Origin of the sequence: Streptomyces sp. NPDC051987, assembly GCF_040680735.1 — a bacterium.
In the GTDB taxonomy this organism is placed as follows: domain Bacteria; phylum Actinomycetota; class Actinomycetes; order Streptomycetales; family Streptomycetaceae; genus Streptomyces.
In genome coordinates this window covers 13,371-34,686 of record NZ_JBFAXI010000017.1, presented here as the reverse complement: position 1 = coordinate 34,686, position 21,316 = coordinate 13,371, and the positions used below count along the sequence as shown (strand labels likewise).

Below are 21,316 nucleotides of genomic sequence, written 5' to 3'. Positions count from 1 at the left end.
CTGCCGCTCGACACCGGCCCCGGTCCCCCGTCCCCACGCTCGGCGGTCGCCACGGCACCGGTCACCTGGCGGCGTCGCCGCCCCGCGCAGGCGGGCATGGCCGGGAACGGCCGGACACCGGGCCGGAACCCGCTCGGCCCGGAACCCGGAACAGCGCTCTGGTGCACTGCTGGCGCAGCGGGGGTCCTGGCCCCGCCGGGCTCCGGCAGCGGCCCGAGGTGTCCTGTCCTGGAGGAGACGCAGGTGAGATCACGCGTTCTTGAGCTGGTGGAGGAGCGGGCCCGGTCCCGTCCCGAGGCCCCCGCGGTGGAGTCGGCGGACGGCGTCCTGACCCGCGGTGCGCTGTGGGAGCGGGCGGGACGGTTGGCCGCCCGCATGACGTCGCAGGGGCTGCGGCCCGGCGAGGTCGTGGTCGTCGGCACGGGCCGCACCGCGGAGCTGCTCGTCGCCGTCCTGGCGACGCTGCGGGCGGGCGGCGCGTTCTGTGTCGTGGACCCCGGCTACCCCCCGTCCCGGATCCGGCAGATCCACCGCGACAGCGGGGCCCGGTTCGTGGTGGCCCCGGGTCTCGAACTGCGTCCCGGACGCCCCGGCCCGCCCCTGGAGGGGCTGGCGTACGTGGTGTTCACCTCCGGCTCCACGGGACGGCCGAAGGCGGTGGGGATGCCCCACCGGGCCGTCGACGCGTTGATCGACTGGACCCTGGCGAGCACCTCGCGCAGGCCGCTGCGCACCCTTCAGTTCGCCCCGCTGGGCTTCGACGTGTTCGTGCAGGAGGTGTTCACGGCGCTGTGCAGCGGCGGGGTGCTGCGGCTGCCCACCGAGGAGGAACGCCGGGACCTGGTGCGGCTGGCGGAACTGCTGGAGGCGTGGCGGATCGAGCGGCTGTTCGTGCCGCCGGTCGTGCTGGACCGGCTCGCCGCGCTCGTGCAGTACACCGGTACGGTCCCAAGTTCGCTGCGGCAGGTGGCGGTGGCGGGCGAGGCACTGCGGATCACGCCGGGGCTCAGGCGCTTCTTCGAGGAGCTGCCCGGATGCCGGCTGCACCACCACTACGGTCCGTCGGAGACCCATGTGGCCGTCGCGCACACCTTGACGGGCCCGCCCGCGTCCTGGCCGGACCTGCCGCCGATCGGCACCCCGCTGCCGGGCTTCGGGGCGCGGATCGTCGACGGGGAGCTGTGGCTGACGGGGCCGGGTGTGGGCTACGGCTACCTCAACGACCCCGCGGAGACGGCACGCCGCTTCGTCCCCGCCGACGACTCCGCGCGGGCCGCCGACGGTGGCGGACCCGCCACCGCCTACCGCACCGGCGACCTCGTCGCACGGGATCCGGACGGACTGCTGCGGTTCCTCGGGCGGGTCGACCACCAGGTCAAGATCCGCGGCCATCTGGTCGACCCGGCGGAGGTGGAGGCGGTCCTCGGCGGCCTGCCCGGAGTGCGCGAGTGCGCGGTGACGGCCGAACAGGTCGCCGGGGAGACGCAGTTGGCGGCTCATGTCGCCGGGGACGTCACGGGACTGCGGGCCCGGCTCGCCGCGAGGCTTCCCGCCCATCTGGTGCCCGCGCGGATCCAGGCCGTGGACCGGCTCCCGCTCACCGCGCACGGCAAGGTCGACCGCGCCCGGCTGCCCGCCCCGGCCGGCCCCGGCGCGGCGGGCGAGCCGCCGGCCGGCCCCGTGGAGCGGGACGTCGCGTCGGTGTGGTCGGCGGTCCTGGGCCACACCGACATCGGACGGGACCAGCCGTTCCCGTCGCTGGGCGGCACCTCCCTGTCGGCCGCGCTGGTCCTGGCCAGGCTGCGCACCCGCTACCCGGCCCGGGTCGACCTGCACAGCTTCCTGGCCGCGCCCACCGTGCGCGAGCTGGCCCGACGACTGACCGAGACGGACGACCCGGTGGGGGACGCATGAGCGCGAGGACGCTGGACCTGTATCTGGACCTCATGAAGGAGGTGCTGTCCAACACCATCTACGAGGATCCGCCGATCCCCGCGGACTGGGCGCCCTCCGCCGTCTACGACCCGCTCAACCGCAGACTGGGCGTCGACTGGCCCAGCCAGGCCCACACGATGATCGGCCGACGGCGGCTGGACAACCTCCAGTTCTGCGTGGAGCGGGTGCTGGCGGACGGCGTGCCGGGCGACCTGATCGAGACGGGCGTCTGGCGAGGCGGCGCGTGCATCCTCATGCGGGCCGTGCTGCGCGCCCACGGCGTGACGGACCGCCGGGTGTGGGTCGCCGACTCCTTCCAGGGCATGCCGCTGCCCGACGCGGACACCCACCCGGCCGACCGCGCGCTGGCCGCGCACACCCACAACGACGTCATCGCCGTGGACCTGGACACCGTGCGGGGGAACTTCGAACGGTACGGCCTGCTCGACGACCAGGTCGTCTTCCTGCCGGGCTGGTTCCACGAGACGCTCCCCGCCGCGCCGATCGGGCAGCTGGCGGTGCTCCGGCTCGACAGCGACCTGTACACCTCCACGATCGAGACCCTCGACCTCCTCCACCCGAAGGTGTCCCCGGGGGGATTCGTGATCGTCGACGACTACCACATCCCGGCCTGCCGTGACGCCGTGCACGACTGGCGCGAGCGTCACGGGGTGACCGAGGAGATCGAGGACATCGACGGACTGGGTGCCTTCTGGCGCCTGACGCCCCCGGAAGGAACCACCCCGTGAACGCAACGCTCCCCGCCGTGCGCGCCCTCGTCGCCGAGGTGTTCGGGGTGCCGGCGGACTCCGTCGACCCGGACCGGCCGCTGATCGCCCTGGGAGCGGACTCGCTGGTGCTGCTCGCCCTGACCCGGAAGGTGCACGACCGGTTCGGGGTGCGGCTGCCGGTGCGCGCGCTCTTCGAGGACGAGCTGTCCGTTCGCTCGGTGACCGCCCGGCTCGCACCGGACACGGACGTCTCCGGCGGCTCGCCGGCGGCCGGGTCCGTCGACTTCAGCCTGTACTTCTTCGGCGACTACCCGCACGGGGACGGACCCGCGCGGTACGAGGCGCTGCTGGCCGCCGCCGAGTTCGGCGACCGCAACGGCTTCCACTCCCTGTGGGTGCCCGAGCGTCACTTCCACTCCTTCGGCGGGTTGTTCCCCAACCCGGCGGTGCTGGCCGCCGCGCTCGCGGTGCGCACCCGCTCCATCCGGCTGCACGCGGGCTCGGTGGTGCTGCCCCTGCACCATCCCGTCCGGGTGGCCGAGGAGTGGGCGATGGTCGACAACCTCTCCGGCGGCCGGGCCGGGCTGTGCGTGGCGTCCGGCTGGCACTCCGGCGACTTCGTCCTGGCGCCCGAGCACTTCGAGGACCGGCGCGAGCTGATGTACGAGCGCCTGGACACCGTGCGCCGGCTGTGGTCGGGCACGCCGCACACCGGTGTCTCAGGCGACGGCGACACCGTGGAGGTGACCCTCTTCCCGGCGCCCGTGCAGTCACGGCCGCCGCTGTCCGTGGCCGTCCTGTCCAGCCCCGCGAGCTGGGAACGGGCGGCGCGCGAGGACGTGGGCGTGGTGACCAACCTGATGCAGCAGGACGTCGACGACCTGGCGCGCAACATCGCGCTGTACCGGAGCACGCGTGCCCGGTGCGGACTGGACCCGCGGGAAGGCCGGGTCACCGTCCTCGTCCACACCTATCTGCGCGGTGACGCCGAGCGGGCACGGCAGGAGGCGTACGGGCCGTTCCGCGCCTATCTGATGTCCTCGCTCTCCCTGTTCGACAACGCGGTGCGCAGCCTCGGTGTCGAGGTGGACCTCGCCCGGACCCCGGCCGACGACGTCGAGTTCCTGCTGGAACGCGCCTACGACCGCTACTGCGCGACCCGCGCCCTCATCGGCTCCCCGGACGGTGTGCGGCCGGTGCTGGACGCGCTGGTGCGGGCGGGCGTGGACGAGGTGGGCGCGTTCGTCGACTTCGGCCTGCCGGCCGCGGACATGCTGGCGGGTCTCCCCCACCTGGCCGCGCTCAAGGACGCACCGTCCCCGGCCGTGGCACCTGACGAGGCGTCCCCGGCCGTCGCCGCGGACGAACCGTCCCCGGCCGTGGCCGCGCCCGCCTCTCCGCAGCAGCGGCGGATGTGGCTGATGGACCGGATGGACCCGGGACGCGCCGTCCACAACGAGCCCAAGGCCGTGGAGCTGGAGGGTCCGCTGGACCGGGACGCGCTGCTCGACGCGCTCCGGGCGGTGGTGGACCGCCAGGAGGCGCTGCGCACCGCCTTCCGGGAGGAGGACGGTGTCCTGCAGCAGATCGTCGGGCCGTCGTTCACCCCGGAGTGTCCCGTCACCGATCTCACCGGGCGCACCCGCGAGGAGGCGGTGGCCGCGCTGCACGCGGCGCACGGTTCGGCACCCTTCGATCTGACGACCGGTCCGCTGTGGCGGGTGGCGCTGGGCGTGCTCGGTCCCGACCGCCATCTGCTGTATCTGGTGGCGCACCACAGCGTCTTCGACGCGCAGTCGACCATGGTCTTCCTGCGCGATCTCGCGGCGTGCCACCGGGGCGAGGCCGCTCTGCTGCCCCCGCTCTCCCCGGCACCGGTCCCTAAGACGCCCCCGGCCGGCGACGGTCTGGAGTTCTGGAAGAGGCTGCTGGACGGTGCCCCGGTGCTGCGGCTGCCCCTCGACCGGCCGCGCGACGTCTCGCGCCCCGCGCTCGGCGCGACCCTCACGCACGAGTTCGACGGCGCGCTCGCCCGGCGGGTGCGCGCCTTCGGCCGCTCGGTCGGCGCCACGACGTTCACCACGCTGCTGAGCGCGGTCGCCTCGGTGCTCGGCCGGTTCGGCGACACCGACGACGTCGTGCTGGGCACCGCGGTCTCCCACCGCCCGGCGGGCCACGAGGACCGCATCGGGATGTACGTGGAGACCCTGGCCCTGCGGCTGGACCTGTCGGGCGACCCGTCCTTCTCCGGTCTCGTACGGCGGGTGCGCGGCGCGGTCATGGACGCGCTGGAGCACCGGGACGTGCCCCTCGACGCCGTGGTGGAGGCGGTCAACCCGGAGCGGGTCCCGGGTGCCAACCCGCTGTTCGACGTACTGGTGGAGTACGAGGAGGCCGCCGACGCGGATCTGGGCGGCGGGGGTCTGTCCGCCCGGCTTCTGCACGTGCCGCGCGCGCAGGCGCCGTTCGCCCTGACCTTCTACTTCACGGCGCGCCCGGACGGCCTGGGGTGCACGGTGGAGTACGACGAGCGCCTCTTCGACGCGGAGACCGTCACCCAGCTGCTGCGCTACGTCGAGGACCTGCTCGGACGGGGACTCGCCGACTCGGCGGGCGCCCTGTCCGCGCTGACCGGACTGACCGAGGCGGACGCCCGGTTCGTGGCGTCCCACGACGGGTCCGCGGACGCGGAGCCCGAGCGGGCCGAGGGCTGTCCTCCGGTCCTGCCCGTCGGGGCCGGCGAACCAGCCTGTCTGCACGAACTGTTCGAGGGGGCGGCGGCCGCCACGCCCGACGCGATCGCGCTGTCGGGCCCGCACGGCACGACCCGGTACGGCGAGCTTGACGCCGCCGCCAACCGCCTCGCCCACCGCCTGATCGGCGAAGGGGTGACCCCCGGCAGCACGGTGGCCGTCCTCCTGCCCCGGGGAGCCGGACTGATCACCGCCCTCCTGGCGGTTCTCAAGTGCGGGGCGGCGTACGTGCCCGTCGATCCCGCGCTGCCCGAGGCGCGACGCGCCGCGATGGCGCGCGACAGCGGGGCCGTGCTCGTCCTGACCGACCCGCAGGCGGATCCCGGCCTCCCGGCGACCCCGCCGGGCGTGCGCACCGACCCGGACTCGACGGCCTACCTGATCTTCACCTCGGGGACCACGGGCGGTGCGCGGGCGGTCGCGGTGCCGCACCGGGGTCCGGTCGCGCTGGTGCGCTGGCAGTCGCGGGCGCACCCCGCGCTGCGCACGCTCCAGTGGACCTCCCCCGGCTTCGACGTGAGCGTGCAGGAGATCTTCGGGACGCTCGCCGTCGGGGCCGAACTGGTCCTCCTGGACGACGCCGACCGCCTCGACCCGGCGACCGTGGGCGAGATCGTGCGGCGTCACGAGGTGGAACGCCTCTGCCTGCCCTGCACACCGCTGGCGGCGCTGCTGGGAGGCGCCGGGCCGATGCCCTCGCTGCGGGAGATCTTCTGCGCGGGTGAACCCCTGCGCATGCTGCCCCCGCTCACCGAGTTCCTGGCGGCCCAGCCGCAGACACGGCTGTTCAACCAGTACGGTCCGACCGAGACCTCGATCATCGTCACCGAGCACCCGGTGACCCCGGACGACGGGCCGAGTCCGCCGATCGGGCGCCCCGTCACCGGCGTGCTGCTGCGCGTCGAGGACCGCGCCGGCCGTCCGGTCCCGCCCGGGGTGCCCGGAGAGCTGCTGGTCGGCGGGGAACAGGTGACCGACGGCTACCCGGCCGACGAGGCCCTCACCGCGCGCCGCTTCGTGGACGACGGGACCCGGCGCTGGTTCCGTACCGGGGATGTCGTCCGCTGGAACCGCGACGGCACCCTCGGACATCTCGGCCGTACCGACGACCAGGTCAAGATCCGCGGGTTCCGGGTCGAGCCGGGCGAGGTGGAGGCGGCGCTGGGCGCGCTGCCCCAGGTGGCCGGCGCGGCGGTGCTGGCGGAGCACGAGCCGGAACCGCGGCTCGTCGCGCACGTGGTGCTGCGGGAGCCGCTGGAGGACTGGGTGTCCGTCCTGCAGGCGGGGCTGGCGGAATCGCTGCCGGGTCATCTCGTCCCGGCGGCCTGGTTCGCGGTGGACCGGCTCCCGGTGGGCGCCAACGGGAAGCTGGACCGGGACCTGCTGCGGAGTTCGGGCGTCGCCGAGACGTTGCCGGCCGGCGGTCCGCCCGCCACGTCCGAGGAGGAACGGGTGCACCGGCTGTGGTGCCTGGAACTGGGCGCGGAGAGCCTTCCCGTGGAGGTGTCCTTCTTCCAGGTGGGCGGCAACTCCCTGAACGCCGTGCGGATGCTGGAGCGGATCCGCACCGAGACGGGCGACCGGGTGCCGATGGCCGAGTTCCTGAGAGCGCCGACGATCCGCGCCCTCGCCCGGCGTTTCGAGGGTGTGCGATGACCGGCACCGAGGAGCGCGTCGCCGCCGCGCTCTCCGCTCTGCTCGGCGGCGACCCGGTCGACCGGAACGTCCCCTTCCGCGCACTGGGCCTGACCTCTCTCCTCGGCACCCGGCTGCGGGTCCGGCTGGAGAGGGAGTTCGGCCGGCCCGTGTCCGCCGCCGCGCTGACCGAGCACTACACGGTGACCGCGCTGGCCCGGCATCTCGACGGCACCGACCGGACCGAACCGCGGCCCCCGGCCCGGACCGGCGCGCCGGCGGCCGTGGATCGGCGGGTGGCCGTCATCGGCATGGCCGCCCGCTTCCCCGGCGCGCCGGACATCGACGCGTTCTGGCGGAACCTGCGGGCCGGGGTCTGCTCGGTCGGTGAACCGCTGTCCGACGTGGACTCCTTCGACGCCGCGTTCTTCGGGATGAGTCCGCGCGAGGCGGAACGGACGGATCCGGCGCACCGGTTGCTCCTGGAGACCTGCTATCACGCGTTGGAGGACGGGGGCGTCCCGGACCCGGACGACCGCACGCGGATCGGCGTCTTCGCGGGGTCCGGCATGAACCTCTACGGTCCGCAGCCTCCGTACTTCCTGCGGGCCGACGCCACCGGCGACCCCCTCGACGCGGTAGCGGAACTCATCGGCGGCCAGGGGGACTTCCTGGCCACCCGGGTCGCCTACCACCTCGGTCTCACCGGCCCGGCGGTGACCGTGCAGAGCGCCTGTTCCACCTCGCTGGTCGCGGTGCACCTGGCGGTCCAGGCCCTGTTGACGGGCGACGCGGACCTGGCGCTCGCGGGTGCCGCGGCCGTCCGCCGCGCGCCCGCGCCCGACGGGCCGCCGGACCCGGAGTACATCCTGTCCCCCAGCGGGGTCGTGCGCGCCTTCGACGCCGCCGCGGACGGCACCGTGGGCGGGGACGGAGTCGCCGCGGTCCTCCTCAAGCCGCTGGAGCGGGCGCTGGCCGACGGCGACACCGTGCACGCGGTGATCCTGGGATCCGCGGTCACCAACGACGGACGGGTCAAAGCGGGTTTCACGGCCCCGTCCGTCCGGGGGCACGCGGCGGCGGCCCGGCACGCCCTGGAGCGTGCCGGCGCCGAGCCGCACACGATCGGCTATCTGGAGGCCCACGGCACCGGCACCGCCGTCGGCGACCCGATCGAGTTCCGGGCCCTCACCGAGGCGCTGACCGCCGGGCCGGGTCCCCTCGGACGTACCGGCCTCGGCTCGGTCAAGCCGTCGGTCGGGCACCTCGACACGTGCGCGGGCATGGCCGGTCTGATCAAGACCGTCCTGATGCTGCGCCACGGCGAACTCGTGCCCACGGTGAACACGACCGTCCCCGATCCCCGGCTCGGGTGGTCCGAGAGCCCGTTCTTCCCCGTCACCGCACAGGCACCGTGGCCGGCCGGGCCGGGACCGCGCCGGGCGGGCGTCAGCTCCCTGGGGTTCGGCGGCACCAACGCGCACGTCGTCCTGGAGGAACCGCCCGCCCCCGCCGTGTCGGGCGCCTCGGGGCGGGAGGTGCTCGTGCCGCTCGCCGCACCGGACCAGGCGTCGCTGCGGCGCCGGGCCGAGCAGCTCCGCGACTGGCTGCGCGGGCACGACGACGTCCCGGCGGGCGACGTGGCCAGGCGGCTGCACGCCGGGCCGCCCCGCTCGGCCGCGCGTCTGGCGGTGTCGGGGCGGACGGCCCGCGAGCTGGCCGACGCCCTGGACGCCACGCTCGCCGCACCTCGGTGGGACGAGGCGCAGGACGGCGAAGGCCCGGTCGCGTTCGGTCCGGTGGCGTTCGCGTTCCGCGGCCAGGGCGCCGGTGCGGTGGACTTCGAAGCCCTCCGGGACGAGCCGGTCTTCCGGTCCGTCGTGGAACCGTTCGGCGAGGTCCTGGACCGGCCGCAGGCGGCTCAGGTCGTGTTCCAGGTGGCGCTCGCCCGGTTGTGGGAGTCCGCCGGGGTCCGGCCCCATGCCGTCGTCGGGCACAGCCTCGGCGAGCTGGCGGCACTGTGCACGGCGGGTGCCCTCCCGCTCGCCGAGGCGGTCCGGTTCGCACTGGTGCGCGAGGAGCTGACCCGGTCCACCGGACCCGGGCGGATGCTGGCGATCAGTGCCCCCGCGGACGTGGCGCTCGACGCGGCGGCGGCGACAGGGGCGGACCTCGCTGCCCACAACGCGCCCACCTCGCACACCCTGTCAGGCCCGGACGCCCTGATGGACCGGGCGGAGTCCTGGCTCGACCGGCACCGGGTGCCCCACCGGCGGCTGCCGATGACGACCGCGTACCACTCCCACCTCATGGAACCGGTCCTGGACGGGCTGGCCGGGCACGCCCGGGACCTCGACTGGCGTCCGTTGCGCATGCCGTGGGCCTGCGCGGCCGACGGAGAGCGCCTGCCGGCGGGGACGGTCCCCGAGGCGGACTGTCTGGTGCGCCAGGTCCGGTACCCGGTGCTCTTCGACCCCGCGCTGCGGACCCTGCGCGCCGCCGGCACCCGGGACTTCGTGGAGATCGCGCCGAAGCCCGTGCTGCGGGACTTCGGCCGCCGGGTGCTGCCCGACAGCGCCTGGTACCTCTGGGGGCCCGCCGGGCTCGCCGCGCTGTACCGGCGCGGCGCACCGCTCGACTGGGCCGCGCTGAACGGCCCCGGCCCACGGGCCCCGCTGCCCGGCCACCCCTTCGCCCGCCGGAGGTTCCCGTGGTGAGCCCGACGGTCTCCGAGCAGGACGGCCCCCTGCTGGTGCTCGACTACCCGGGGGAGCGTCCGGAGGCGCGGGTGTCCGAGCTGGGCCTGCCCGGAGCGCGCGACCTGCTCGCCGCACCGCCGCCGCCCCTCCCGCCCGGCCGGTACCTCGCCGCGCTGGCCGCCGGGAGGCCACCGGGTCCGGCGGCAGCGGTGCTGGCCTACTGCGCTTCGGCCCCGCTGGCCGCCGTACTCGCCGCCGGAGCCGGGCGCGGAGGCGGTGCGGCGCCGTTGGTGCTCTTCGACGCCGAACCCGTGACCGCCGCGACCGTCCTGGCCGCCTACGGCGACACCCTGGCCCAGCTCGGTGTCCGGCCGGACCCCCCGGAGGTGCGGCACCTGGCCGCGCGGGTCCCGGATCCCGGGGCCTTCCTCACCTCGGCGCGGGCCCGGCTGTCGGACCACGTCGGCATGGCCCTGCGCGCCGACGGGGCCGCCACCGGGGAGGTCGACGACCTCACCTCGGCCGTCACGGATTCCGCACTGCGGTGGCTCGCCCATCTGCTGGCCGCCCACCACGCGCCGCCGCCGGACTCCACGGGCCCGACCCTGCGGATCCTGTCGGCACACACGCCCGGCGACGGTCTGCGGCTCAAGTGCGACCGCACGGACCTGCTGCGCGATCCGCGCACGGCCGAAGCCGTCGTCTCCTTCCTGACCGCGCACGGCGCCCTCACCGGCCACGAGGGGGCCCCGGCGTAGTCCCGCGCCCGCACAGGCACCGCACCCGACCTTCCCGCCCGACTTCCCCAGCGGAGACCACCATGGAACTTCCGGCGTCCAGCGCCCAGCAACGGATGTACTACCTGGAGGCCGCGGCCGGTCCCTCGGCCGTCCACCACCTGCCGGTGGCCCGCCTGATCAGCGGTGACCTGCGGCCGGACGAACTGGCCGCGGCCGCACAGCGTCTGGTGGACCGTCACGAGGCGCTGCGGACCCGGTTCGCCCTCCGGGACGGTCGGCTCACCCAGGTCGTGGACGAGGGCGCGGCCGTCGACTGGCGGTACGACGAACCGCCGGGAACCGCGTGGGAGTCCCTCCCGGACGACGCGGTGCGCCGGTGGACGGACACCGAGCGCGACCGCCCGTTCGACCTGGCCACCGGTCCGCTGTTCCGGGTCCGGCTGCTGCGCACGGGCCCCCGGCGGTGGCGGCTCCTGCTGTGCATGCACCACATCATCAGCGACGGCTGGTCGGTGGGTCTGCTGCTGGAGGAACTGTTCGCCGCACAGGCCCCGCCCACGGTGCCGTACCGCGTGTTCACCGCCGATCAGGACGTGTTCCTGACGGGAGCGGAGGCCGACCGGGAACGGGCGTACTGGCGGGAGAGACTGGGCGACGGGCCGCCGCCGCTCGCCTTCCCGCCGCCCCTGACGCGGGGCGCGCCGAGCGGCAGTCACGTGTTCGCTCCGGCCGCCGAGGTGATCGAGCGGCTGCGCGTGCTCGCCGCCGCGTCGGACACCACCCTGTTCGGGGTGCTGCTGACCGCCTACGCGATCCTGCTCGGCCGGTACACCGGGGTCGACGACGTGGTGATCGGCACGGTCGTGGCCGGGCGGACCGACGCGCGCTTCGACCGGACGGTGGGTCTGCTGGCCAACACCGTCGCGCTACGGGCCGACGTCGGCACGGACCGCGATTTCCGCGCCTTGAGCGTCGCGGTGCGCGACGAGCTGTTCGCCGCGCTGGAGCACCAGCGGCTGCCGTTCGACGAGGTCGTGGCGGCCGTCCGCCCGGAGCGGGGCGTGGACGGTTCCCCGCTGGTGCGGGCCGCGTTCACCCTGCGCTACCACGAGCCGCCCCGGACCCCGCGGCCCGGACTGCGCGTCGAGGAGGTCGACGTACCCGTCACGGAGGCCAAGTTCCCGCTGCTCCTGGACGTCCTGGACGAGGGACGAGGGGTGCGCTGCACCCTGGAGTACCGGGGCGACACCCTGGACGAGGCGACGGCACGGCAGTTCGCCGAGCACTACGCGCACGTGCTGCGGGAGGTCGCGGAGCACCCCGACGTCCCCCTGTCCCAGGTGGAGGTCGTGCCGGCGCCCGCCGCGCCCGCCCGGGAAGAGCCCGTGGTGACGCGGTGCGCCCACGAGGTGTTCGCCGAGCAGGCCGCCCGGCGTCCGGAGGCGGTCGCGGTCGTCGCGGGCGACCGCGCGCTGACCTACGGCGAGCTGGAGAGGCGGGCGAACCGGCTGGCCCATCGGCTGCGCGCGCACGGGGTGGGTCCGGGGACACCGGTGGGTCTGCACGTGTCGCGCTCCGTCGAACTGGTCGTGGGACTGCTGGGGGTGCTCAAGGCGGGCGGTGCCTACCTGCCGCTGGACCCGGCCCACCCGCCGGCCCGGCTGCGGCACCTGGCGGCCGACGCGGGCCTTGGCGTCCTCGTCTCCGACAGCGCGCTGCCCGGATTCGCCGGACAGAGCGTCGACGTGACCGACCCCTCGCTCGCCCGGCACCCGGACACCGCGCCGGACACCGGGGTGACCCCGGACGATCTCGCCTACGTCATCCACACGTCCGGGTCGACGGGCACCCCCAAGGGCACCCTGGTGCCGCACCGCAACATCGTGCGGCTGTTCTCCGCGACCCGTCGGTGGTTCGGCTTCGGCGAGGACGACGTGTGGTCGCTGTTCCACAGCCACGCCTTCGACTACTCGGTGTGGGAGCTGTGGGGTGCGCTGCTGCACGGCGGCCGGCTGGTCGTCGTGGACACGGACACCACCCGGTCGCCCGAGCGCCTGCACGCGCTGCTGCGCCGCGAGCGGGTCACCGTGTTCAGCCAGACGCCCTCCGCGTTCGCGCAGTTCATCCGGTACGACGCGGAGGCGCCGCACGGACTGGCGCTGCGCCGTGTGGTTCTGGGCGGGGAGGCGCTCGACCCGGCCGTGCTGCGCGACTGGTTCGCCCGGCACGGCGACGACAGCCCCCAGGTGATGAACATGTACGGCATCACGGAGACCACCGTGCACGCCACGTGCCGCCGGATGACCGCGGCGGACCTGACCCGTCCCGGCAGCCCCATCGGGGTCACCCTGCCGGACCTGAGCGCCCATGTCCTGGACCACCGGGGCCGCCCGGTGCCGCGCGGCGTCGTGGGCGAACTGTGGCTGGAGGGCGCCGGACTGGCCGACGGCTACCTCGGGCTGCCGGGGCCGACCGCGGAGCGGTTCGTGGCGGGGCCGGGGGGCCGCAGGTACCGGACCGGCGACCTGGTGCGGACGCTGCCCGACGGGGAGCTGGAGTACCACGGGCGGATCGACGACCAGGTCAAGATCCGCGGGTTCCGGGTCGAACCGGGCGAGGTGCGGGCGGCGCTCGCGGCACTGGACGGCGTACGGGAGGCGTACGTCGCGCATCGCGACGGCCGGCTCGTCGGGTACGTCGTGCCCGGCTCCTCCGCCGACGCCCGCGCCCAGGTCCGCGCCGACGTCCTGCGGCACCGACTGCGCGAGCGGCTCCCGGACCATCTCGTCCCGGCCCATCTGATGGTGCTCGACCGGTTGCCGCTGAACGCCAACGGGAAGGTCGACCGGTCCGCGCTGCCCAGTCCCGTGGAGCAGGCCGTGGGCCCCCACGTGGAGCCCGCGACCGAGGCCGAGGCGACGCTCGCCGCGATCTGGCGCGACGTGCTGGAGCGGCCCGTGGTCGGCGTGGACGACAACTATTTCGCGCTGGGCGGGGATTCCCTGCGCACCGTCCGGATCGTCTCCCGCGCCCGGGAGGCGGGGCTGTACGTCGACGTGGCCGACCTGCTGCGCCATCAGACGGTCCGCGAGCTGGCGGCCGTCGCCGTCTGCGCGCCACCGCCCGGACCGGACCCGCACGAGCCGTTCGCCCTGCTCCCCGCCGAGGACCGGGCCCGGATCGGCGCCGGGATCACGGACGCCTACCCGATGACCCGGCTCCAGGCCGGGATGCTCTTCCACAGCGAGCGCTCGGGGCTCTACCACAACGTCAAGGCGTACACCCTGCGCGGCGCGTTCGACGCCGACGCCTGGCGGGAGGCCGTCGCGGGCCTGGCGGAGAGCCACGAACTGCTGCGGACCTCGTTCGAGCCGACCGGGTTCACCGAGCCCGTCCAACTCGTCCACACGCGCGTGGACGTGCCGTTGACCATGGAGGACCTGCGCGGCCTGCCCGACCGGCAGCAGCGCTCGGCGCATCGGTTCGAGGCCGAACGCACCACCCCCTTCGACCCGTCGAGGCCGCCCCTGATCCGCTTCCACCTCCAGCGGCTCACCGACGACCTGACCCGGCTGTTCGTCACCGAGCACCACGCCGTCATGGACGGCTGGAGCGAACGCTCCCTCCTGGTGGAACTCCTCGCCCGGTACGCCCGGACCGGCGTGCGCCGGCCGCCCACCGCCCGCTTCCGCTCCTACGTCGCCCTGGAGCGGGCCGCGCTCGACGACCCGGCGCCGCGGGACTTCTGGAGCCGGGAGCTGGCGGGCATGACGCTGACGGAACTGCCCGGCCGGCGTTCCGCCCGCGGCGGCACCACGATGCGCTACCTGGAGCGGCCCGTGCCCGCGGACCTCTCCCAGGGGGTCACCCGCCTCGCGCGCGGCCTCGGCGTGCCGGTGCGCACCGTGCTCCTGGCGGCCCACCTGCGGGTCATGGCCCTGCTGTCGGGCACGGACGACGTGGTCAGCGGCGCGGTCTGTCCGGGGCGGATTCCGGAGCCCGACGGCGACCGGGCCATCGGCCTGTTCGTCAACACCCTCCCGCTGCGCCTGGCCATGACCGGCGGGAGCTGGGCGGATCTCGTCCGGGCCACCGCCGAGGCCGATCTGCGGGTCCAGCGGCACGTCCACTACCCGATGGCGGAGATCATGCGCGTGACCGGACGGCCGACCCTGTTCACCACGTTCTTCAACTTCACCCACTTCCACGTCGAGCGTGAACTACCGCCCGGCGCGCCCGAGATCGTGGCGGAGGAGGGGTCCGCCGACGCCGACATACCGTTCGGCGCGGAGTTCTCGCTGGACAGCGCCGACGACGCGCTGCGCCTGGGGCTCCGCTGGGACGCGGACCGCTTCACCGAGGACCGGATCGCCCTCGCCCACGGCTACTACACGGCGGCCCTGCGCGCCATGACCGAGCGGCCGGACTCCCCCTACGCCGAGGCCGTCCTGCTGTCGCAGCCGGAACGCTCCCCCGGTCGGCGCCGGGGCGAGGCGGACACGCGGCGGAGCGGGCCCGCCCTGCTGCACGCGCTCTTCACGGACCAGGCCCGGCGCACCCCCGACCTGGCCGCGTTGCGGCACGACGGACACGTCCTGACCTACCGGGAGCTCGCGGCCCGCTCGGACCGGCTGGCCGCCGCGCTGGTGCGCCGGGGCTGCGGTCCGGGGCGGTTCGTGGGGCTGGTGCTCCAGCGCTCCGCGCTCCAGGCGGTCGCCTTCCTCGCCGTGCTGAAGGCGGGCGCCGCCCCTGTCCCGCTGGATCCGCGCGACCCGCCCCTGCGACAGGCCGCACTGGCCGAACGGGCGGGTCTGCACCTGACGTTGACGGAGGCGGACGTGCGCGCCCTGGAGGCGGAGACCGAGGTGCACGGGGAGGCGGGGCCCGGCGGTACCCCGATGACGCTGTCGGCGGTGTCACCGGACGATCCCGCCTACCTGATCCACACCTCCGGCTCGACCGGCGAGCCGAAGGGGGTCGTCGTGCCCCACCGAGCCGTGTGCAACCTGATGCTCTGGCTGCGGAAGACCTTTGCGCTGACGCCCGGGGAACGGGTGTTGCACCAGGCGTCGTGCACGTTCGACGCCTCGGTGATGGAGCTGTTCTGGCCGCTGACCTCGGGCGGCACAGTGGTCGTGGCCGGACCGGAGGCGCCCCGCACCCCCGGCGCCCTGTCCCGGCTCGTGCGCGCGGAGCGGGTCTCCGCCGCGGTCTTCGTGCCGTCCGCGCTCGACGCGTTCCTCGACGACCCCGACGCGGCCGTCCGCACGAGCCTCACCCGCGTGCTGTGCACCGGGGAAGCCCTCCCGCGCCCGCTCCAGGACCGCTTCCTGGCCGCCCTGCCGGACACCGCGCTGTTCAACCTCTACGGTCCCACCGAGGCCGCGGTGGAGGTCACCTGGTGGCGCTGTGTCCCCGGAGACGGGGACGGCGTGCCCATCGGCCACCCGGTCGACGGCGTCGATCTGCACGTCCTGGACCGGCACGGCCGGGAGGTGCCCTTCGGGGTACCGGGCGAACTCCACATCGCGGGCATCCAGCTCGCGCTCGGCTATCACCGCGACGCCGAGGCGACCGCGCGTTCCTTCCCCCGGATCGAACTGCCCGACGGCACCACGCGCCGGGTCTACCGGACCGGGGACCTGGTACGCCGACTGCCCGGCGGCGAGCTGGAGTTCGTGGGCCGCGCGGACCGGCAGGTCAAGATCCGAGGCTTCCGGGTGGAGCCGGGCGAGACGGAGGCGGCGCTGACCCGGCACCCCGCGGTGCGCCAGTGCGCGGTCACGGCCGACGGCGACCGCCTGGTCGCGTACGTGACCTGGTCGTCCGGCGACGGGACACGGGCCGGGGACGCCATGGCCGGAGGGGCGCCCGTGTCCGAAGGAGCGCCGGTCGATCCCGGCGAGCTGGTCCGCTTCGCCCGGACCCTGCTCCCCGAGCACCAGGTTCCCTCGGTGGTCGTCCCGCTGGACCGGATGCCCCTGACCCGGCACGGCAAGCTGGACCATGCCGCCCTGCCCCGGCCCGACGCGGACCGCGCCCCGTGGACGGCGCCCAGGACTCCCACGGAGGCACGGGTGACCGCCGTCTGGGAGCGCGCCCTGCGCCGCCGCCCGATCGGGGTGCACGACGACTTCCTCATGGCCGGCGGCCACTCGCTGGCGGCCCTGCGGCTCATCGGCCTGCTCCAGGAGGAGTTCGGTGAGCGCCTGCCGGTCGGCGCGGTCCTGAACCACTCGACCCCGGCTCTCCAGGCCGCGCTGCTGGACGGCCGGACCGGTGCGCGCGATCCCCTGTTCATGGTGCATCCGGTCGGTGGGACCATCCTGTGCTACCGCGAACTGGCCGCCTCGGGAGTCCCGGTGCACGCGCTCGGCATGTCCCGCGCGCTGGGGTCCGTGGAGGAGGTGGCGCAGGTCCACCTGGCGGAGATCCTGCGGGTCCGTCCCCATGGCCCGTACCGGCTGGGCGGTTGGTCCTTCGGGGGTGTGGTCGCCTTCGAACTGGCGGCCCGCCTGCGCGCCAGGGGCGAGAAGGTGTCGCTGCTGGCGGTCCTCGACAGCTCCTACCCGGGCGGGCGCCCGCCCTCGGAGGACGAGCTGCGCGCACGCCATCAGCGCGAGGCGCCCGACGCCGACCTCGCGGTCTTCCGGGCACACCTGCGGGCGCTGAGCCGGTACCGGCCGCCCCGGTACGACGGCGCGCTGCTCTTCCACCGCAGCCGGGACGTCTCCGACGCGGACGTACGGCGCTGGCGGGAGCGTGTGGCGGGCGACTTCGACCTGCGGGAGGTCGACACCGACCACCAGAGCCTGGTCCGGCATCCGCAAGTGCTCGCGGACCTGGGTGAGGAGACGAGCCGCTCATGAACCCGCCCCTGCGCCGTTCCGCCTTCGGACACCTGTGGGTCGCGCAGACCGCCTCTCAGTTCGGCGCGAACGTCACCGTCGTGGCGCTCCCCCTCGTCGGGGCCGTGACCCTGCGCGCCGACGCGCTGGAGCTGGGGCTGCTGAGCGCGGCCGGGACCCTGCCGCACCTTCTGGTCAGTCCGTTCGCGGGGGTCTGGGTGGACCGCCACTCCCGGCGACGCCTGCTCATCGGCGCCGATCTCGTCCGTGCCGCGCTGCTGCTCGCGGTGCCCGTCGCGGCGGTGTGCCGGCTGCTCTCGCTGCCCCTGCTGGCGGTGCTGGCCCTGCTGATCGGCGCTCAGGGGGCGGTGTCCGACGTCGGGTACAGCGCCTGCCTGCCCACCCTGGTCGCCCCCGAGGACCTGGCCCGCGCCAACGCCCGGTTCGAGCTGACGGCGTCGGGGGCGACGATCGTGGGAAGTTCGGTCGGTGGCGTGGCGGTCCAGATGCTCACCGGCCCGTGGGCGCTGTTGTGCAACGCGGCGGCCTACGTGGTGTCCGCGCTGTTCACGCGCCGGCTTCCCGAAACGGAGCGCGCGCGGCGGCCGGAGGCACCACGCCGGGGCGACGGTGCGGCACGGGAACCGGACGGGGCTCGGACGGCCCTGCGGGAGGAGATGCGGATCGGCGCGGCCTTCGTCCTGCGCAGCCGCCCGCTGCGAGCCGTGACCTTCGCGACCACCGTCTTCAACCTGTTCCTCTTCGTGAGCGAACCGCCGCTGCTCGTGTTCCTCACCCACGGTCTGGCTCTCCCGGCGTCCTGGATCGGCACGGTGTACGCGGCCTCCGGTGCCGGCGCCTGCGCGGGCGCGCTGGTCGCGGGCGGGGTGTCGCGACGGCTGGGCACGACGAGGACGCTGTGCGCGACGCTGGCCCTCGCCGGGGCCGCCGGCCTCGCGGTACCGGCCGCGGTCCTCGCGCCCGCCCCTGCGGTGCCCGTTCTGGTGGCGGGCTCCCACTTCGTGACGAGCGCCCTCGTCATCGTCTTCAACGTCACGCAGCGCACCCTGCGCGCCACGTTGACCCCCAAGGAGCTGTACGGCCGGGTCAACGCCTCGATCCGCACGGTCGTCCTGGGCGTGGCACCGCTGGGCGGACTGGCCGGCGGCTGGCTCGGCCACCGCGCCGGGGCCCCGACGGCCCTGCTCGTCGGGGCCGTCGGGATGGCGGGGTCCTGTCTCCTGCTGCTGCCGCTGCGCACCGCGCTGCCAGGGCACACCGCAGTCCAGCCGGCCGGGACCGCCAGTCCGTGAACCAGGCGTCGTGCCACGGGCCCGGGTCCGGCGGCGTCCACGGCGTCCGTCTCCGTTCCCCGGTCCGCGGCACCCCCTCACCGTCAGCGAGGGGTCAGGCTGCGGACCGCCGGGCGGCGGTGCCGCGGCGTCGGGCGCCGTCGGGCCTGGACCGGTTGCCGGCCGGGGTCGCGCGGCCCTCCGCCGGCCGGGGCCCGGTCCGGGGCGCGAACTGCGTCTGCGCGGGGGTCGGCCCTGGGCGGGAGGTGGCGGACTCCTGGACGGCGAAGCTGCGGACCAGTTCGGGCAGGGCGTAGCCGCCGGGGTACGGAAGGGACTGCAACAGGCAGGCGTCGACGAGTCCTTCGAGGGCGTCCTCCGCCTCCGCGGCGCTGACGCCCGCCAGCCGGGCGGCGGTCCGTTCGTCGATGCTGCCGGACGGTGCCGCGCGCAGGGCGAGCAGCATGCGTTGCTGGGCGGGGCTCAGCCCGCGGTAGCACTGGCCGATCCCGGTGGCCACACTGCGGTCGGCGAGGGTGAGTTCGCGCAGCCTCAGGTCGTGGCGGCGCAGCCGTCGGACGGCCTGGGCGAGGCTCCAGGCGCGGCGGCTGTTCAGCCGGGCTCCCATGATCCGCAGCGCGAGCGGGAGCCGCCCGCAGACGGCCACCAGGTCGCGGGCCTCGCCGGCGTCGCCGATCCGGTGCGTGCCGATGATGCTGCCGAGGAGGGCGACGGCTTCCTCCTCGGACAGCGGGCCCAGATGGATCGGGACGGCGCCGTCGAGATTGCCGATGAGGGTACGGCTGGTCACCACGACGAGACAGCCGCCGGTGCCGGGCAGCAGCGGGCGCACGGTCGCGGTGTCCACCACTCCGTCGAGGATCATCAGCACCCGCCGTCCGGCCACGGCCCGCCGCCAGGCGATCAACCGTCCGTCGAGGTCGTCGGGAATCTCCCCGGCGGGTGTGCCCAGGGTGAGCAGCAGATGCCGCAGTGCCTCCGCCAGGGTCGGGGGGGCGCTGTGCGGGGTGAGGCCCTGGAGGTCCAGGTGGAGCTGTCCGTCGGGAAAGGCGGCGGACAGGCGGTGGGCGGCGTGCACGGCGAGGGCGGTCTTGCCGACACCGGGCATCCCGGTGAGGGTCACGATGGTGGGGGCCCGGTCGGTGACGGCGGTGCCGAGGGCGAGGAGGGCGTCCAGTTCCCGGCGGCGGCCGGTGAAGTCCTTGAGGTCGTAGGGCAGGCTGCCGTGATCCTGTCCCCGGTCGGCGGCTGTCGCCACGGTCGCCTCCGCGACCGGTGAGACATTTCCGGTGGTGCCGTCCACGGTCCGCGCGGAGGCGGGGTCAGAGGCGGGATCGCCGTCGGGCTCGTCCTCGGACCGGGGCGCGGTTACGGGGACGGGGCCAGGGCCGGCTTCGGGCTGGGGTCCAGAGCCGGCGTGAGGCTCGGGTTCGGCCTCCGCCTCCGCCTCGGCCTCGGGTTCGGGTTCGGGTTCGGGTTCGGGGAGCATGAGGCCCGGATCGTCCCTGAGGATGCGTTCCTGGAGGCGGCTGAGCCCGGTGCCGGGCTCGATGCCCAGCTCCACCAGTTCCGCCCGGCCCTGGGCCATCACCTGCAGAGCATCCGCGCGTCGGCCGATCCGGTAGAGGGCCAGCATGAGCCGCTCCCGCAGCCCCTCATGCAGAGGATGGGCGCTCACCAGGGAATACAGGTCGGGCACCAGCGCCCGCGCCTCACCCTTCAGCAGCCGCAGGTCGACCAGCCGCTCGGTGGCGATGAGCCGTCGTTCGTCGAGGTCCCGGCCGCCGGAGCCGACGACCGCCCCGCTCAGTCCGCTCAGCGCACGGCCCCGCCACAGGTTCAGGGCGCGGGAGAGATGCTCGACGGCCTCTTCGGCGCGGCCCTCGGCGACGGCGGTACCGGCGCGCCCCAGCAGGGCCTCGAAGGCACGGGCGTCGAGCTGGCCCTCGCTCAGCACGAGCCGGTAGCCGGGCGCCTCGGTGAGGATGCGCACCGAGTCGGGCAGCCTGCGGCGCAGGTTCCAGATCATCTTGCGCACCTGGTTGCCCGCCGTGTCCGGCGCTTCCTCGTCCCAGACCGCGCGGATCAGGCGGTTGACGGGAACGACCCGGTCCGCGTAGATCAGCAGCGTCGCGAGGACGTGCCGCTGTCTCACCCCGCCCGGGTTGACCCGCCGGTCCCCGTCCCACACCTCCAAGGGGCCGAGCACCTTGAACACCGGTCCGTGCGCGGCCTCGTGGTCCGGCTTCGGGAGTTCCTGCTGGGGCATGGGCGTCTCCGGCTTCTCATACGTCCCCGGCGTGCGTTGCCGTCGTGGGTACGGCTGGGCTGGTCCTCCACGATCACCGGGGCGGACGGCGCGGGCCATGCCGCACCCGCCTCACCGACCTGCACGGCAGCAAGGTAACGGGGGCACGAAAAGCCGCGTACCGCCACAAGTTCCGCTTCACGGACGGGATTACGGCGCACGGAACCCTCTTCGCACCCCCTCCGTCCGGGGTGTGGTGACCGGGCGCCGGGACGCACCCGGGGTTCTCTTCCGGTTCCGGCGGCTCTTCCGTCCCGGGCTGCCCGCGCGGCCCGCCACCGACCCCGCCACCTCCTTCCCGGCCGCTCCCCCAGTTCCCGGCGCCGGCACGCCTCCTCTTCGCCGCCCGCCCAC

Annotated in this window: 8 protein-coding genes; 7 read left to right on the top strand and 1 reads right to left on the bottom strand. The window is 75.0% G+C overall.

Features of this window, described 5'->3' with window-relative positions:
- The first annotated feature begins 243 nt into the window (after positions 1–243).
- From AB0M11_RS12305 to AB0M11_RS12275, 7 genes are all read left to right on the top strand, one after another.
- The gene (locus tag AB0M11_RS12305) at positions 244–1,914 is read left to right on the top strand and encodes a non-ribosomal peptide synthetase (RefSeq protein WP_365704221.1); all 1,671 of its coding nucleotides are present in this window, start codon (positions 244–246) and stop codon (positions 1,912–1,914) included.
- Positions 1,911–2,684: a TylF/MycF family methyltransferase gene (locus AB0M11_RS12300; RefSeq protein WP_365704219.1), complete on the top strand. Its 774-nt coding sequence runs from the start codon at positions 1,911–1,913 to the stop codon at positions 2,682–2,684. The genes AB0M11_RS12305 and AB0M11_RS12300 overlap by 4 nt, the downstream gene beginning before the upstream one ends.
- Positions 2,681–7,075 carry a MupA/Atu3671 family FMN-dependent luciferase-like monooxygenase gene (locus AB0M11_RS12295; protein ID WP_365704217.1) on the top strand — a complete coding sequence of 1,465 codons (4,395 nt, stop codon included), beginning with the start codon at positions 2,681–2,683 and terminating at the stop codon, positions 7,073–7,075. The genes AB0M11_RS12300 and AB0M11_RS12295 overlap by 4 nt, the downstream gene beginning before the upstream one ends.
- Positions 7,072–9,771, top strand: a complete 2,700-nt coding sequence (locus AB0M11_RS12290) for a beta-ketoacyl synthase N-terminal-like domain-containing protein (protein WP_365704215.1) — start codon at positions 7,072–7,074, stop codon at positions 9,769–9,771. The genes AB0M11_RS12295 and AB0M11_RS12290 overlap by 4 nt, the downstream gene beginning before the upstream one ends.
- Positions 9,765–10,511: a hypothetical protein gene (locus AB0M11_RS12285; RefSeq protein ID WP_365704213.1), complete on the top strand. Its 747-nt coding sequence runs from the start codon at positions 9,765–9,767 to the stop codon at positions 10,509–10,511. Before AB0M11_RS12290 ends, AB0M11_RS12285 begins: the two co-directional genes overlap by 7 nt.
- A 62-nt stretch (positions 10,512–10,573) precedes the next feature.
- The gene (locus tag AB0M11_RS12280; protein ID WP_365704211.1) at positions 10,574–17,362 is read left to right on the top strand and encodes an amino acid adenylation domain-containing protein; all 6,789 of its coding nucleotides are present in this window, start codon (positions 10,574–10,576) and stop codon (positions 17,360–17,362) included.
- Complete coding sequence (locus tag AB0M11_RS12275; protein ID WP_365704209.1) at positions 17,359–18,654, top strand: MFS transporter; 1,296 nt, start codon at positions 17,359–17,361, stop codon at positions 18,652–18,654. The genes AB0M11_RS12280 and AB0M11_RS12275 overlap by 4 nt, the downstream gene beginning before the upstream one ends.
- A gap of 94 nt (positions 18,655–18,748) precedes the next feature.
- On the opposite strand, the gene AB0M11_RS12270 is transcribed toward AB0M11_RS12275, so the two are convergent.
- Positions 18,749–20,923: a BTAD domain-containing putative transcriptional regulator gene (locus tag AB0M11_RS12270; RefSeq protein ID WP_365704207.1), complete on the bottom strand. Its 2,175-nt coding sequence runs from the start codon at positions 20,921–20,923 to the stop codon at positions 18,749–18,751.
- Between the last annotated feature and the right edge of the window lie 393 nt (positions 20,924–21,316).